The sequence below is a fragment of the Staphylococcus sp. MSU001 genome (genome assembly GCF_052976705.1).
The window spans coordinates 1-15,315 of the sequence record NZ_JBRIKK010000028.1 but is presented as its reverse complement, the minus strand read 5'-3'; the positions used below and the strand labels follow the sequence as shown (position 1 = coordinate 15,315).

The following is a 15,315-nucleotide window of genomic DNA, read 5'->3' as shown; positions in this document are numbered from 1 at the left end:
AGTAATGAAAGTAAGAATGAAATAAGTGAAATAGTTAAACAGCCTAACATACAGCCGCATCCTGAATGAGTGCAACTATAAGAATAAGTTTGATTAAAAGTTTTTAAATTTTGATTATTTTGAGATGAATTTTTATTAAAATAATCATCTCTTTTATATCTATCATCACTCGGATCTATAACTTCGATTTTTTCGTCAGAATGATTATAATTTGACATTGTTTTACCTCACTCTAGTTTTATTCATATTTAAATTATAGTTAATCATAACAACTAAATAAAACAAATGTATGAATAAAATTTAATTTGGGTAGAGTAATTTAAATAGCGAAGATTAATTAAATTACTATACAAGAATGAGGCCTATACTTTGTTTGTAATCGTTTTCCTGCAAACTTTTATAATTTAACTTAGAAAATGAGTGAATTCACTTGCAATTTATAATACGTAATAGTAGTATTGCAAGTGTAAAGAGGTTAGATTTTGTCCCAGGCGGGACTTAAAAAGTCAAAGCTTAGTTATGATTGCCTCTCAGGTACCTTTGTTACAAAGATATAAGGAGGAAGGTAGTAGTGAAAGACTTAATTAAAGTTCAACAAAAGCTTATACCTGATCTTATTGATAAGATGTATAGACGCTTTTATATTTTATCTACTATCTCTCAAAATCAACCTGTAGGAAGACGAAGTCTAAGTGAACATATGGATATGACTGAGAGAGTATTACGGTCGGAAACAGACATGTTAAAGAAGCAAGAATTAATTCGTGTCAAGCCTACGGGAATGGAAATTACTAATGAAGGTACTGAAGTATTAGCACAACTAGGTGAATACTTTAACGTATACAGCGATGACCATAAATTGGCCAGAGCTATCAAAGATAAATTTCATATTAAAGATGTACATGTCATTCCAGGAGATTCCGATTCTAATCGAACTGTAAAACGTGAAATGGGTCAACAGGCTGGACAACTTTTAGAAGGCATACTTTATGAAGATGCTATTGTATCAGTAACTGGTGGTTCAACAATGGCGTGCGTAAGTGAGTCGATACATTTATTACCGTTTAACGTATTCTTTGTTCCAGCTAGAGGTGGACTTGGAGAAAATGTCGTTTATCAAGCGAATACAATCGCTTCGAGTATGGCCCAACAAGCTGGTGGTTATTACACAACACTCTATGTCCCAGACAACGTGAGTGAGTCAACATACGATACGTTAATGTTGGAACCTTCTGTCATGCATACACTGGATAAAATCAAGCAAGCTAATATAACAATACACGGCATTGGTGATGCGCTGAAGATGGCGCATCGACGTCAATCATCTCAAGATGTGATTGATAACCTTCAACATCATCAAGCCGTTGGAGAAGCTTTTGGATATTATTTTGACGCTCAGGGTCAAATAGTTCATAAGGTCAAAACGATTGGCCTTCAGCTAGAGAATCTTGAGAACAAAGAGTTTATTTTTGCGGTTGCTGGTGGACAATCAAAAGGAGAAGCTATTAAAGCTTATCTTTCAATTGCACCGGAAAACACTGTATTGATTACAGATGAAGCCGCAGCAAAAGTCATTTTACAATAGTAATAAAAAGTTTAATACTTTTTAAATATCATTTTAAAGGAGGCCATTATAATGGCAATTAAAGTAGCAATTAATGGTTTTGGTAGAATTGGTCGTTTAGCATTCAGAAGAATTCAAGATGTAGAAGGTCTTGAAGTAGTTGCAGTTAACGACTTAACAGATGACGATATGTTAGCTCATTTATTAAAATACGATACTATGCAAGGTCGTTTCACTGGAGAAGTTGAAGTTATCGAAGGTGGATTCCGTGTTAACGGTAAAGAAATTAAATCATTCGATGAACCAGATGCTGGTAAATTACCATGGGGCGATTTAGATATCGACGTAGTATTAGAATGTACTGGTTTCTATACTGATAAAGAAAAAGCACAAGCTCACATCGATGCAGGTGCTAAAAAAGTATTAATCTCAGCTCCAGCTAAAGGTGATGTAAAAACAATCGTATTCAACACTAACCATGACACATTAGATGGTTCAGAAACAGTTGTTTCAGGTGCTTCTTGTACTACTAACTCATTAGCACCAGTTGCAAAAGTTTTAAGTGACGAATTCGGTTTAGTTGAAGGTTTCATGACTACAATTCACGCTTACACTGGTGACCAAAATACACAAGACGCACCTCACAGAAAAGGTGACAAACGTCGTGCACGTGCAGCAGCAGAAAATATTATCCCTAACTCAACAGGTGCTGCTAAAGCTATCGGTAAAGTTATTCCAGAAATCGATGGTAAATTAGACGGTGGAGCACAACGTGTTCCAGTTGCTACTGGTTCTTTAACTGAATTAACTGTAGTATTAGACAAACAAGATGTAACTGTTGACCAAGTTAACAGTGCTATGAAACAAGCTTCAGACGAATCATTCGGTTACACTGAAGACGAAATCGTATCTTCTGATATCGTTGGTATGACTTACGGTTCATTATTCGATGCGACTCAAACTCGTGTTATGACTGTTGGAGATCGTCAATTAGTTAAAGTTGCAGCTTGGTACGACAATGAAATGTCTTACACTGCTCAATTAGTACGTACATTAGCTCACTTAGCTGAACTTTCTAAATAATTGAAGCTTAACGGATAAGCACGTTATTTAAAGTTATAGCGTGAAGAGTGTAAAGCTCTTCTATACGTTCATAATTTGACTAGTGCTCTGTACTGTTTAATTAGATATATAAGCTTATGAGTAAGCGGGGAGCACATACGCTTCTCCGCTTATTTTTATATAAAGTTTTCCTATACGAAGGAGGAAATAGATAATGGCTAAAAAAATCGTTTCAGACTTAGATTTAAAAGGTAAAGTTGTTCTTGAGCGCGCTGATTTTAACGTTCCAATTAAAGATGGTGAAATCACTAATGACAACAGAATTGTTCAAGCATTACCAACAATCAAATACATTATTGAACAAGGTGGTAAATTAGTTTTATTCTCTCACTTAGGTAAAGTTAAAGAAGAAAGTGATAAAGAAGGACTTTCACTTAAGCCTGTTGCTGAAAACTTATCTAAGCAATTAGGTAAAGAAGTTATATTCGTTCCTGAAACACGTGGCGAAAAACTTGAAACAGCAATTGAAAACTTAAATGAAGGCGATGTTTTATTAGTTGAAAATACACGTTTCGAAGATTTAGATGGTAAAAAAGAGTCTAAAAATGATCCTGAATTAGGTAAATATTGGGCGTCATTAGGTGATGTATTTGTTAATGATGCATTTGGTACAGCGCACCGTGAACATGCGTCAAACGTAGGTATTTCTACTCATCTAGAAACAGCAGCTGGTTATTTAATGGAAAAAGAAATTAAATTTATTGGTGGCGTAGTGAATGATCCACAAAAACCAGTAGTTGCTATTTTAGGTGGCGCTAAAGTTTCAGATAAAATTAATGTTATCAAAAATTTAGTTAATATCGCAGATAAAATCTTAATCGGTGGCGGTATGGCTTATACGTTTATTAAAGCGCAAGGTAAGGAAATAGGTCTTTCATTATTGGAAGAAGATAAAATTGATTTTGCTAAAGACTTGTTAGAGAATAATGGCGATCAAATAGTATTACCTGTAGATTGTAAAATCGCTAAAGAATTTTCTAATGATGCAAAAATCACAGAAGTATCTATCAATGAAATCCCTTCAGATCAAGAAGCAATGGATATTGGGCCTAAAACAGTAGAATTATTTAATAAAGAATTACAAGGTGCACATACTGTAGTATGGAATGGACCTATGGGTGTATTTGAATTTAGTAATTTTGCTAAAGGTACAATCGGTGTATGTGAGTCTATTGCTAAATTGGAAGACGCTACTACTATTATTGGTGGTGGTGACTCTGCCGCAGCAGCAATTTCATTAGGTTTCGAAGATGACTTCACACATATCTCTACTGGTGGAGGAGCATCATTAGAATACTTAGAAGGTAAAGAATTACCTGGTATAAAAGCTATTAATGATAAATAAGTTTTTAAATACTTTGATGTGGGAATAAAACAACAGAAAGTTATTTTTGCTTTCAATGTTTATTTCGAAATAAGCAAGTATTTGGATAAAAGCTTACAAATTTAACACTAAAAATTAAGGAGTGTAATGAATGAGAACACCAATTATAGCCGGAAACTGGAAAATGAATAAAACAGTTCAAGAAGCTAAAGACTTTGTAAACGAATTACCAACATTACCTGATCCTAAAGAAGTAGAATCAGTTATTTGTGCACCAACAATCCAATTAGACGCTTTAGTAACAGCTGTTAAAGATGGTAAAGCAAAAGGGTTAAAAATTGGAGCACAAAACGCTTACTTTGAAGAAAGCGGTGCTTATACTGGAGAAACTTCACCAGTTGCATTATCTGAATTAGGTGTTAAATATGTAGTGATTGGTCACTCAGAGCGTCGTGACTATTTCCACGAAACTGACGAAGAAGTAAACAAAAAAGCGCATGCTATCTTCAATCACGGTATGACACCTATTATTTGTGTAGGTGAATCTGATGAAGAACGTGAAGCTGGTAAAGCAAATGAAATCGTAGGTAATCAAGTGAAAAAAGCTGTCGAAGGCTTATCAGATGATCAACTTAAAGAAGTTGTTATTGCATATGAACCAATTTGGGCCATCGGTACTGGTAAGTCATCTACATCTGAAGATGCAAATGAAATGTGTGCTCACGTACGTCAAACATTAGCTGACTTATCTAGTCAAGAGGTTGCTGACGCTACACGTATTCAATATGGTGGTAGTGTTAAACCTAATAACATTAAAGAATATATGGCTCAATCAGATATCGATGGTGCTCTAGTAGGTGGCGCATCATTAAAAGTTGAAGATTTCGTACAATTGTTAGAAGGTGCAAAATAATTATGGCAAAACAACCAACTGCCTTAATCATTTTAGATGGTTTTGCAAATCGTGAAAGTGAACATGGCAATGCAGTTAAGCAAGCACATAAACCTAATTTTGATCGATATTTTGAAAAATATCCTACAACACAAATAGAAGCAAGTGGCTTAGATGTAGGTCTACCTGAAGGTCAAATGGGTAACTCTGAAGTAGGACATATGAATATTGGTGCAGGACGTATTGTATATCAAAGTTTAACTCGTATTAATAAATCGATTGAAGACGGAGAATTCTTCGATAACACTGTATTAAATAACGCTGTTAAACATGTTAAAGACAATGGCTCTGCGCTTCATGTATTCGGATTGCTTTCTGATGGTGGTGTACACAGTCATTATAAGCATCTATTTGCTATTTTAGAATTAGCTAAAAAGCAAGGAATAGATAAAGTATATGTCCACGCATTTTTAGATGGTCGTGATGTTGATCAAAAATCAGCTTTGAAATATATTGAGGAAACTGAAGATAAATTTAAAGAATTAGGTGTAGGTCAATTCGCTTCTGTTTCAGGACGTTATTATGCTATGGATCGTGACAAGCGTTGGGATCGTGAGGAACGTGCATATAATGCTATTCGTAACTTTGAAGGTCCTACATTTACTTCAGCTAAAGCAGGCGTTGAAGCTAATTACAAAAATGATGTGACTGATGAATTCGTCGAACCGTTTATAGTTGAGGGCCAAAATGATGGTGTGAACGACGGTGACGCAGTAATCTTCTATAATTTCCGTCCAGATAGAGCGGCTCAACTTTCAGAAATCTTTACTAATAAAGCGTTTGATGGATTTAAAGTTGAACAAGTGAACAACTTATTCTACGCTACATTCACGAAATATAATGACAATGTAGATGCTGAAATTGTATTTGAAAAGGTTGACTTAAATAATACAATCGGTGAAGTTGCTCAAGATAATGGCTTGAAACAATTGCGTATCGCTGAAACTGAAAAGTATCCACATGTAACATACTTTATGAGTGGTGGACGAAATGAAGAGTTTGAAGGAGAACGTCGTAGACTCATCGATTCTCCTAAAGTAGCGACTTATGATTTGAAACCTGAGATGAGTGCATATGAAGTTAAAGATGCATTATTAGAAGAATTAGACAAAGGTGACTTAGATTTAATTCTGTTGAACTTTGCTAACCCAGATATGGTTGGACATAGTGGTATGCTAGAACCAACAATTAAAGCAATCGAAGCAGTAGATGAGTGTCTTGGTGAAGTCGTTGACAAAATTATTGATATGGGTGGTCATGCCATCATCACTGCAGATCACGGTAACTCAGATCAAGTGTTAACTGATGACGACCAACCTATGACGACACACACAACTAATCCTGTTCCAGTTATTGTAACTAAAGACGGTGTTACATTAAGAGAAACTGGACGTTTAGGAGATTTAGCTCCCACATTATTAGATTTATTAAATGTTAAGCAACCATCTGAAATGACAGGTGAATCATTGATTAAACATTAATATAGATGCATTAAGGTTAAGAATTTACAGCAACGTATAGATGTTCAAATTTTCTTGGTTTTATATGTATTATCATTTTATAAAAGTTTAGAAAAAGGCTATAATAGTCATATAATATAATTAAAGGAGATATTAAACATGCCAATTATTACAGATGTTTACGCTCGCGAAGTCTTAGACTCACGTGGTAACCCAACAGTTGAAGTTGAAGTATTAACTGAAAGCGGTGCTTTCGGACGTGCATTAGTACCTTCTGGTGCTTCTACTGGTGAACATGAAGCAGTTGAATTACGTGATGGAGACAAATCACGTTATTTAGGTAAAGGTGTGACTAAAGCGGTAGAAAATGTTAACGAAATGATCGCACCAGAAATCGTTGAAGGTGAATTTTCAGTTTTAGATCAAGTATCTATTGATAAAATGATGATTCAATTAGACGGTACACACAATAAAGGTAAATTAGGTGCAAACGCAATTTTAGGTGTTTCTATTGCCGTAGCTCGTGCAGCTGCTGATTTATTAGGTCAACCATTATATAAATATTTAGGTGGATTCAATGGTAAACAATTACCAGTACCTATGATGAATATTGTTAATGGTGGTTCTCACTCAGATGCACCAATTGCTTTCCAAGAGTTCATGATTTTACCTGTAGGTGCAGAATCATTCAAAGAATCATTACGTTGGGGTGCGGAAATCTTCCATAACCTTAAATCAATCTTAAGTGAACGCGGTTTAGAAACTGCAGTAGGTGATGAAGGTGGTTTCGCTCCTAGATTTGAAGGTACTGAAGACGCTGTTGAAACTATTATTAAAGCTATCGAAAAAGCAGGATACAAACCAGGTGAAGATGTATTCTTAGGATTTGACTGTGCTTCTTCTGAATTCTATGAAAATGGTGTTTATGATTACACTAAATTCGAAGGTGAACACGGTGCTAAACGCAGTGCAGCAGAGCAAGTTGACTACTTAGAAGAATTAATTGGTAAATATCCAATCATCACTATTGAAGATGGTATGGATGAAAACGATTGGGAAGGTTGGAAACAATTAACTGATCGTATCGGTGATAAAGTTCAATTAGTTGGTGATGATTTATTCGTAACTAACACTGAAATTTTATCTAAAGGTATCGAACAAGGTATTGGTAACTCAATCTTAATCAAAGTAAACCAAATCGGTACATTAACTGAAACATTCGATGCTATTGAAATGGCTCAAAAAGCTGGATATACTGCGGTTGTATCTCACCGTTCTGGTGAAACTGAAGATACTACAATTGCTGATATCGCAGTTGCTACAAATGCAGGTCAAATTAAAACAGGTTCATTATCTAGAACTGACCGTATTGCTAAATACAATCAATTATTACGTATTGAAGATGAATTATACGAAACAGCTAAATTTGAAGGAATTAAATCTTTCTACAATTTAGATAAATAATATCTCTTTAATTTTTATAAGAGTTCACGCTTATGATTTAATATCTTAATTGAATTGTCCGTTGCAGAGTTGAGGCTGCAACGGGCTTTTTTAGTTAAGTACATTTTAAATTATTAATGTAAACTGATATAATAATGTGAGTAATTTTGTAAAAGGAGTACAATTATGACAGACTCAAATGCTAAAGAAATAAGAACTGGACGTTTAATTGCGATAAGTTCATTAGTGTTTTGTATTTTACTTATCCTTCACCACTTTATTGTATTAGATGAATCAACAGCTAAATCAATTTTATCTTTAGCTGGTCAAAAAACATCAGATACAGCAGTAAAAAACATTTTAAATAGTGACCGATACACTGGCATTATGTACATTTTAGCTTATTTGGCAGGTACTGTTGCTTTCTGGAATCGCCATCCATATTTATGGTGGTTTATGTTTGCCGTATATATTTCTAATGCACTATTTACACTCGTAAATCTTTACTTATTTATTCAAGGTATTTTAGATGTAAAAAATGTACTTGCAGTTTTACCAATTTTAATTGTAGTGATTGGATCTATTATTCTAGCAATTTATATGCTAGTTGTTTCTATTAAACGTAAAAGTACTTTCAATAGATAGAAGTTTGATTACATCAATAAAGATGTGTTATAATTTCTTTCGTATATAATGAACGGAGGACAATTTTTATGCATACATTAATCATCGTTTTATTAATAATAGATTGTATTGCATTAGTGACTGTTGTATTACTCCAAGAAGGTAAAAGTAATGGACTTTCAGGTGCTATTAGTGGTGGCGCTGAACAATTGTTTGGTAAACAAAAACAACGTGGCGTCGATTTATTCTTGCATAGATTAACAATAATTTTAGCTATTTTATTCTTTGTACTTATGTTTTGTATTAGTTACTTAGGTATGTAGAGAATATTATATTTGTTTTAATGAAGTAAATGAATCTTAACCAAGACTGATAAATGATAGGGCAAATGAATCACATTTGCTATTAAGTATTATCAGCCTGAGTCCGACGATATACTTGTCGGACTTTTTTATTTTATAATTAAGACAACCATGTTTTTAAACCATATGTTAAAGGGAATAATGATTTATCAAGTCATTTTGATAATAATGAAGAGTTTTTAAATATATCTAATATAATGAAAAACTTAACTTATTTAGGATAGATTGAGTACTTATCATAAGGGAGAGGGATTTTAATCATGCAAATTAAACTACCAAAACCATTCTTTTTTGAAGAAGGTAAACGTGCAGTGTTACTTCTTCACGGCTTCACAGGTAACTCTGCTGATGTAAGACAACTTGGGCGTTATCTTCAAAAAAAGGGCTATACATCTTATGCTCCACAATATGAAGGACATGCAGCGCCCCCAGAAGAAATATTAAAATCTAGTCCTTTTGTTTGGTTTAAAGATGTTTTAGATGGTTATGATTATTTAGTAGACCAAGGTTACGAAGAAATAGCAGTAGCTGGTTTATCATTAGGTGGCGCCTTCGCATTAAAACTAAGTTTAAATCGTGACGTGAAGGGGATTATAACTATGTGTGCACCTATGGAGAATAAAACAGAAGGTTCGATTTATGAAGGTTTTCTTGAATATGCACGTAACTTTAAAAAATATGAAGGTAAAGATCAACAAACGATTGATCAAGAAATGGAACAATTTCATCCAACTGAAACCCTGAGAGAACTGAGTGACACTCTAAATGGAGTTAAAGAACATGTCGATGAAGTAATTGATCCAATACTTGTCGTACAAGCAGAACAAGATACAATGATTGATCCTCAATCAGCAAATTATATATATAATCATGTCGATTCTGATGAAAAAGAAATCAAATGGTATCAACATTCAGGTCATGTGATTACCATTGATAAAGAAAAAGAGAAAGTCTTTGAAGATGTATATCAATTTTTAGAATCATTGGAATGGACAGAGTGAAAAATAAAGATGTAGGAGAGAAAGGAGGGGCATAATGAATTTAAAGCAATCCATCGAAGAAATGATTAAACAACCTGACTATGAACCCATGTCAGTATCTGACTTTCAAGATGCGTTAGGTTTAAATAGTGCCGACTCATTTAGAGATTTAATTAAAATACTCGTTGAATTAGAACAGTCTGGTTTAATTGAACGTACAAGAACAGACAGATATCAACGTAAACAATCCAACAAAACAAATTCAAAATTAATCAAAGGAACGTTAAGTCAAAATAAAAAAGGCTTTGCTTTCTTAAGACCTGAAGATGACGAGATGGATGATATTTTTATTCCACCAACTAAAATCAATAGAGCATTAGATGGAGATACCGTCATCGTGGAAATTCAAAAATCTCGTGGAGAACATAAAGGTAAAATTGAAGGTGAAGTAAAATCTATTGAAAAGCATTCAGTTACACAAGTTGTTGGAACGTATAGCGAAGCAAAGCATTTTGGTTTTGTATTACCGGATGACAAACGTATCATGCAAGATATCTTTATACCTAAAGGACAAAATTTAGGTGCTGTAGATGGGCATAAAGTATTAGTACAAATTACGAAGTATGCCGATAGTACAGACAATCCAGAAGGCCACGTTTCAGCAATATTAGGTCATAAAAATGATCCAGGTGTAGATATACTTTCCATCATTTACCAGCATGGAATAGAAATCGAGTTTCCAGATGCTGTATTACAAGAAGCTGAAGAAGTACCAGATGTAATAGAACCCTCTGAAATCGAAGGGCGTCGTGATTTAAGAGATGAATTAACAATCACTATAGATGGTGCAGATGCTAAAGATTTAGATGATGCCATTGCTGTAAAAAAATTAAAAAATGGCAACACCGAGCTTACAGTTAGTATTGCAGATGTAAGTTACTATGTAAAAGAAGGCTCAGCTTTAGATAAAGAAGCATATGATCGTGCGACAAGTGTGTATCTTGTCGATCGAGTAATCCCGATGATTCCACATCGTCTAAGTAATGGAATATGCTCATTAAATCCGGAAGAAGATCGTTTAACATTAAGTTGTCGAATGGAAATAAATGAACGAGGCGAAGTTGTAAAACATGAAATCTTTGATAGTGTAATACATTCAAACTACAGAATGACATATGATGCTGTTAACAAAATTATCACTGATCAAGATTCTGAAATACGTTCACAATATAAGGATTTAACACCTATGTTAGATTTAGCGCAAGATTTATCAAATAGATTAATTCGTATGCGTAAACGTCGTGGAGAAATTGATTTTGATATTAATGAAGCGAAAGTACTTGTGAATGACGAAGGTATTCCAACAGAAGTGCTAATGAGAGAACGCGGCGAAGGAGAACGTTTAATTGAATCGTTCATGTTAGCAGCCAATGAAACAGTAGCTGAACACTTCAATAAATTGGAAGTACCATTTATTTATCGTGTTCATGAACAACCAAAATCCGACCGATTAAGACAGTTCTTCGACTTTATTACCAATTTCGGTATAATGATTAAAGGTACAGGTGAAGATATTCATCCGACAACATTACAAAACATTCAAGAAGAAGTTGAAGGTAGACCGGAACAAATGGTTATTTCAACGATGATGTTACGTTCTATGCAACAAGCACATTATGATGATGTTAATTTAGGGCATTTTGGTTTGTCTGCTGAGTACTATACTCACTTTACGTCTCCAATACGCCGTTATCCTGATTTAACAGTGCATAGATTAATTCGTAAATATTTAATAGAGAATTCCATGGATAAGAAAGAAATACATCATTGGGAAGAGACGTTGCCAGAATTAGCCGAACACACATCACAACGTGAACGTCGTGCCATTGAAGCCGAACGTGATACTGATGAATTGAAAAAAGCTGAGTATATGATTCAACATATTGGTGATGAATTTGAAGGTATCATTAGCTCGGTTGCTAACTTTGGTATGTTTATAGAATTACCTAATACTATTGAGGGTATGGTTCATATCGCTAATATGACAGACGATTATTATCATTTTGATGAACGACAAATGGCACTAATCGGTGAACGTCAAGCAAAAGTCTTTCGCATTGGTGATGAGGTCAAAGTTAAAGTGACACATGTTGATGTGGAAGAACGCATGATAGATTTCCAAATTGTTGGCATGCCATTACCTAAAAAGACATCATCACAACGACCTGCTCGTGAGAAAACCATTCAAGCTAAAACACGTGGCAAGTCTTTAGACCATACTAAAAGTGATCGTAATGGTAAAGGTAAAAAGAAAAAGCGTAAGCAACGTAAAGGTAAAAATGCTCGTAAAAAAGATAAACAAGGTAATACGCACCACAAACCTTTTTATAAAGATAAAAGTGTGAAGAAGAAATCACGTCGAAAGAAAAAATAGTCAGCAAAGATGAGGTGAGTAATAGTGGCTAAGAAAAAATCAAAATCACCAGGTACGTTAGCTGAAAACCGTAAAGCAAGACATGACTACAATATTGAAGATACAATTGAAGCGGGGATTGCTTTAAGAGGTACTGAAATTAAATCCATACGTCGTGGTAGTGCCAATTTAAAAGATAGCTTTGCGCAAGTGAGACGAGGCGAAATGTACCTGAATAATATGCATATTGCACCATATGAAGAAGGGAACCGTTTTAATCATGACCCTTTACGTACACGTAAATTACTCTTGCACAAAAAAGAAATTCAAAAATTAGGTGAACGTACACGAGAAATAGGTTATTCTATTATTCCGTTGAAGTTATATTTAAAACATGGTCAATGTAAAGTTTTATTAGGTGTTGCTAGAGGTAAAAAGAAATACGACAAACGTCAAGCACTTAAAGAAAAAGCGGTAAAACGAGATATTGATCGCGCAGTTAAAGCCCGTTATTAAGCAATATCATTGCTTAATCGGGCCATCTTTGATATGATTGTTTGCAGTGTCAAATTGTTTTATTGATGATTTAATCAATATTTTGTTAGATTGATTTGAATTGAGGGGACGTTCTTGGATTCGACAGGGGTCCCCCGAGCTTATTAAGCGTGTCGGAGGGTTGGCTCCGTCATCAACACATTTCGGTTAAATATAACTGACAAATCAAACAATAATTTCGCAGTAGCTGCGTAATAGCCACTGCATCGCCTAACAGCATCTCCTACGTGCTGTTAACGCGATTCAACCCTAGTAGGATATGCTAAACACTGCCGCTTGAAGTCTGTTTAGATGAACTATAATCAAGCTAGCATCATGTTGGTTGTTTATTGCTTAGCATGATGCGAAAATTATCAATAAACTACACACGTAGAAAGATTTGTATCAGGACCTCTGGACGCGGGTTCGAATCCCGCCGTCTCCATTATTAAGCCTGCAACCCATGTGGTTGTGGGCTTTTTTGTATGTAATGTGGTTAGTAGTAAATATTCGATGAAGCTAAAATAAGGGACTTAAATATATGTATTGAGAGAGACGAAGTGATTATTAGGACGAATAAACAAGTAGAAAAGAGAGTTTTAAGAATGAGTAGAAATCCACTCAAAGCGCTATAAATGCCGGTTATAGCTCAAATAGCGTATATGTAACAGGTAGCAGACTATTGCGCAATGAGAAAGCAAAAGACTATATTCAAAGTAAGAAAGATGAGATTATAGACGATACAATTTTAACTGCGAAAGAAACACTATACTTACTATCACGTTCAGCGACACAGGACACATGAACCTCGTATACAACGAACATGCGGAATTAGTTGAGGTACCTATAAAAGCGAGTGATCGTTTAAAAGCTTGTGACCTACTTGGTCGTTACCACAGTATCTTTACTGATAAAGTGGATATGAATGTGGTAATGCCGATATTTATTGATAGTATTGTTCAAGACGGTGAGAAGAATGATAGTGATTTAAAAGAATTGTAAAAAGATTTAAATTAAGAAGTGAAAGAGTAAAATAGATATATGAGGAAATATTAGAAAAGCTACCGTGATTGGTAGCTTTTCTAATTTAGTATGTATTCTAATTATTTTATGTATAAATGATTTTTTATCACCATATTTAAATAGAGGTTTATCTTTTTAGTATATTTCATGTTAAAATAATATATTGCTTTTTAAGTTTATTATTTCATTTTGTTTTATATAGTTAATATAAAACTTCCCTTTTTTACGTTCCCAAATAAAAGTAGCCATATCTAAAATAGTATTACCTGTCATATTATTTGTATTTATTCCTTAAATTATTTTCATTTTTGTAAAAGCTCTAGTTTGATCTATTATTAATGTGAGTTAAAAGAAAGATCTACAGAATAAAGGACAATAATAAATACGAATATAATTACAATATTAATAATGTTATTCCTCCTTTAATTTATATTACTTGAATATAAAATTTGGGTTAATAAGAATGCGAAAGTGTATCTTTATAATGTTTAAGTGTTGATTTTGCATTAAACTCCGACAGTAAATTTCAATTTACAAAAACTTTAATTATCCAAACTTGAATTTATTGTTTAGTACGCTATGTTGATTATGGGAATATAATTTGGTGATTGGGAGTAAAAATAAAGCAAAGAAGTTATAATATTGGAAATGAGTAAAATATTTGGAACATTGATAATGAGCGCTCTATTCCTTTCAACTGCGACACCTATAGCAAGTGCTCAAGATACTATCCAAAATAACGATAATACAAATGTTAAGCAAATTACTGAAAAATCAAATAAAGATGATAAAATATTAGATGAATTTTTTAAAAATCCAGAAAGACCTAGCCAAAAAACTATTGATAACTTACCATCTAATTTAAAAGAAGGCACATCTGAAAGAATTGGTGGATCATACGCTGTTAAAAAAGGCATAAAAGCTATGATTAAAAATAAAAAAGCTGTGTTTAATGGTGTAAAAGAAATCAGTCCTCGTGCCGGAAAATCATTGAAAAAAAGATGGGATAAATATGTAAATCCTGCATTGAATAATGTATTAAAACAAGAAGAAGCTACATGGGGAAATGTACAAGGACAAGTTTCACAAGCTTTGATGGGAACTGGTATTAAAGATTCTACTGCAAGAAGCATAGGATTTTGGGTTTCTCAAGTTGGTCAAGCATTAATATAAAAAGAGTGTGATAAAATGAATAATGAAGAATTAGAAACAAGATTGTTATTAATGAAACAATCAATAGAACAATTACAAGAAAAACTAGCGCCTAACTTAAAAACTAGAGATTTAATGTTATTAAGATATATGTATTCATATAAAGAAATTAATATGTTAGATTCTTACTTGTTCCAATTGGCTACTAATAAAGAGCAAATAACAAAAAAACAATTCAAAACAAAATTGGAAAACATTAGAGAAGTACCAGAAATACCTATGAGACAAGTAAATGATATATTAGAGGGTTATAAAAATAGTGAGTTATATGTTGAATTGATAAATAGCATCATAAAATAAAC

14 protein-coding genes, 1 other RNA gene and 1 pseudogene are annotated in these 15,315 nt (G+C 33.7%); 15 read left to right on the top strand and 1 reads right to left on the bottom strand.

What is annotated here, in order from left to right:
• On the bottom strand, nucleotides 1–218 hold a 218-nt coding region (locus ACVBFA_RS10875; RefSeq protein ID WP_447158844.1), incomplete at its 3' end, for a hypothetical protein.
• Between the two features lie 353 nt (nucleotides 219–571).
• On the opposite strand from ACVBFA_RS10875, the gene ACVBFA_RS10870 reads away from it, so the two are divergent.
• The 15 genes and pseudogenes from ACVBFA_RS10870 to ACVBFA_RS10800 all read left to right on the top strand — a co-directional run bounded on the left by ACVBFA_RS10870 (nucleotide 572) and on the right by ACVBFA_RS10800 (nucleotide 15,313).
• Nucleotides 572–1,585, top strand: coding sequence for a sugar-binding transcriptional regulator (locus tag ACVBFA_RS10870; RefSeq protein WP_002476209.1), 1,014 nt, complete (start codon nucleotides 572–574; stop codon nucleotides 1,583–1,585).
• Between the two features lie 51 nt (nucleotides 1,586–1,636).
• Complete coding sequence (gap, locus tag ACVBFA_RS10865; protein WP_001829667.1) at nucleotides 1,637–2,647, top strand: type I glyceraldehyde-3-phosphate dehydrogenase; 1,011 nt, start codon at nucleotides 1,637–1,639, stop codon at nucleotides 2,645–2,647.
• Nucleotides 2,648–2,840: 193 nt separating this feature from the next.
• Complete coding sequence (locus ACVBFA_RS10860; protein WP_002445963.1) at nucleotides 2,841–4,031, top strand: phosphoglycerate kinase; 1,191 nt, start codon at nucleotides 2,841–2,843, stop codon at nucleotides 4,029–4,031.
• A gap of 130 nt (nucleotides 4,032–4,161) precedes the next feature.
• The gene (tpiA, locus tag ACVBFA_RS10855; RefSeq protein WP_002476189.1) at nucleotides 4,162–4,923 is read left to right on the top strand and encodes a triose-phosphate isomerase; all 762 of its coding nucleotides are present in this window, start codon (nucleotides 4,162–4,164) and stop codon (nucleotides 4,921–4,923) included.
• A 2-nt stretch (nucleotides 4,924–4,925) separates the two neighbouring features.
• The gene (gpmI, locus tag ACVBFA_RS10850) at nucleotides 4,926–6,443 is read left to right on the top strand and encodes a 2,3-bisphosphoglycerate-independent phosphoglycerate mutase (RefSeq protein ID WP_002486668.1); all 1,518 of its coding nucleotides are present in this window, start codon (nucleotides 4,926–4,928) and stop codon (nucleotides 6,441–6,443) included.
• Between the two features lie 138 nt (nucleotides 6,444–6,581).
• Entirely contained in the window at nucleotides 6,582–7,886 is a 1,305-nt protein-coding gene (gene eno / locus ACVBFA_RS10845; protein ID WP_001829595.1) for a surface-displayed alpha-enolase, read from the top strand.
• A 165-nt stretch (nucleotides 7,887–8,051) separates the two neighbouring features.
• Complete coding sequence (locus tag ACVBFA_RS10840; protein WP_002445967.1) at nucleotides 8,052–8,510, top strand: hypothetical protein; 459 nt, start codon at nucleotides 8,052–8,054, stop codon at nucleotides 8,508–8,510.
• A 68-nt stretch (nucleotides 8,511–8,578) separates the two neighbouring features.
• Nucleotides 8,579–8,812 (top strand): preprotein translocase subunit SecG, encoded by a 234-nt coding sequence (gene secG, locus ACVBFA_RS10835; RefSeq protein WP_001829669.1) that lies wholly within the window; start codon nucleotides 8,579–8,581, stop codon nucleotides 8,810–8,812.
• Nucleotides 8,813–9,111: 299 nt separating this feature from the next.
• Entirely contained in the window at nucleotides 9,112–9,852 is a 741-nt protein-coding gene (locus tag ACVBFA_RS10830) for an alpha/beta hydrolase (protein WP_001829672.1), read from the top strand.
• Nucleotides 9,853–9,886: 34 nt separating this feature from the next.
• Nucleotides 9,887–12,265 (top strand): ribonuclease R, encoded by a 2,379-nt coding sequence (gene rnr / locus ACVBFA_RS10825; protein ID WP_002486660.1) that lies wholly within the window; start codon nucleotides 9,887–9,889, stop codon nucleotides 12,263–12,265.
• Nucleotides 12,266–12,289: 24 nt separating this feature from the next.
• Nucleotides 12,290–12,760 carry an SsrA-binding protein SmpB gene (smpB, locus tag ACVBFA_RS10820; RefSeq protein ID WP_001829588.1) on the top strand — a complete coding sequence of 157 codons (471 nt, stop codon included), beginning with the start codon at nucleotides 12,290–12,292 and terminating at the stop codon, nucleotides 12,758–12,760.
• Between the two features lie 104 nt (nucleotides 12,761–12,864).
• Nucleotides 12,865–13,226, top strand: a transfer-messenger RNA (tmRNA) gene (gene ssrA, locus ACVBFA_RS10815).
• 171 nt (nucleotides 13,227–13,397) lie between these two features.
• Nucleotides 13,398–13,780 (top strand): annotated as a pseudogene (locus ACVBFA_RS10810) (terminase small subunit); the annotation flags it as partial.
• 669 nt (nucleotides 13,781–14,449) lie between these two features.
• Nucleotides 14,450–14,974 (top strand): hypothetical protein, encoded by a 525-nt coding sequence (locus ACVBFA_RS10805; RefSeq protein ID WP_237639025.1) that lies wholly within the window; start codon nucleotides 14,450–14,452, stop codon nucleotides 14,972–14,974.
• Between the two features lie 15 nt (nucleotides 14,975–14,989).
• Nucleotides 14,990–15,313, top strand: coding sequence for a hypothetical protein (locus tag ACVBFA_RS10800; protein ID WP_002487172.1), 324 nt, complete (start codon nucleotides 14,990–14,992; stop codon nucleotides 15,311–15,313).
• Nucleotides 15,314–15,315 lie beyond the last annotated feature (2 nt).

Bases quoted from the DNA above. Each gene is read 5' to 3' on its own strand.
- gap (WP_001829667.1), top strand. From the start codon at position 1,637: ATGGCAATTAAAGTAGCAATTAATGGTTTTGGTAGAATTGGTCGTTTA.
- ACVBFA_RS10860 (WP_002445963.1), top strand. From the start codon at position 2,841: ATGGCTAAAAAAATCGTTTCAGACTTAGATTTAAAAGGTAAAGTTGTT.
- tpiA (WP_002476189.1), top strand. From the start codon at position 4,162: ATGAGAACACCAATTATAGCCGGAAACTGGAAAATGAATAAAACAGTT.
- gpmI (WP_002486668.1), top strand. From the start codon at position 4,926: ATGGCAAAACAACCAACTGCCTTAATCATTTTAGATGGTTTTGCAAAT.
- eno (WP_001829595.1), top strand. From the start codon at position 6,582: ATGCCAATTATTACAGATGTTTACGCTCGCGAAGTCTTAGACTCACGT.
- ACVBFA_RS10840 (WP_002445967.1), top strand. From the start codon at position 8,052: ATGACAGACTCAAATGCTAAAGAAATAAGAACTGGACGTTTAATTGCG.
- secG (WP_001829669.1), top strand. From the start codon at position 8,579: ATGCATACATTAATCATCGTTTTATTAATAATAGATTGTATTGCATTA.
- ACVBFA_RS10830 (WP_001829672.1), top strand. From the start codon at position 9,112: ATGCAAATTAAACTACCAAAACCATTCTTTTTTGAAGAAGGTAAACGT.
- rnr (WP_002486660.1), top strand. From the start codon at position 9,887: ATGAATTTAAAGCAATCCATCGAAGAAATGATTAAACAACCTGACTAT.
- ACVBFA_RS10805 (WP_237639025.1), top strand. From the start codon at position 14,450: ATGAGTAAAATATTTGGAACATTGATAATGAGCGCTCTATTCCTTTCA.
- ACVBFA_RS10800 (WP_002487172.1), top strand. From the start codon at position 14,990: ATGAATAATGAAGAATTAGAAACAAGATTGTTATTAATGAAACAATCA.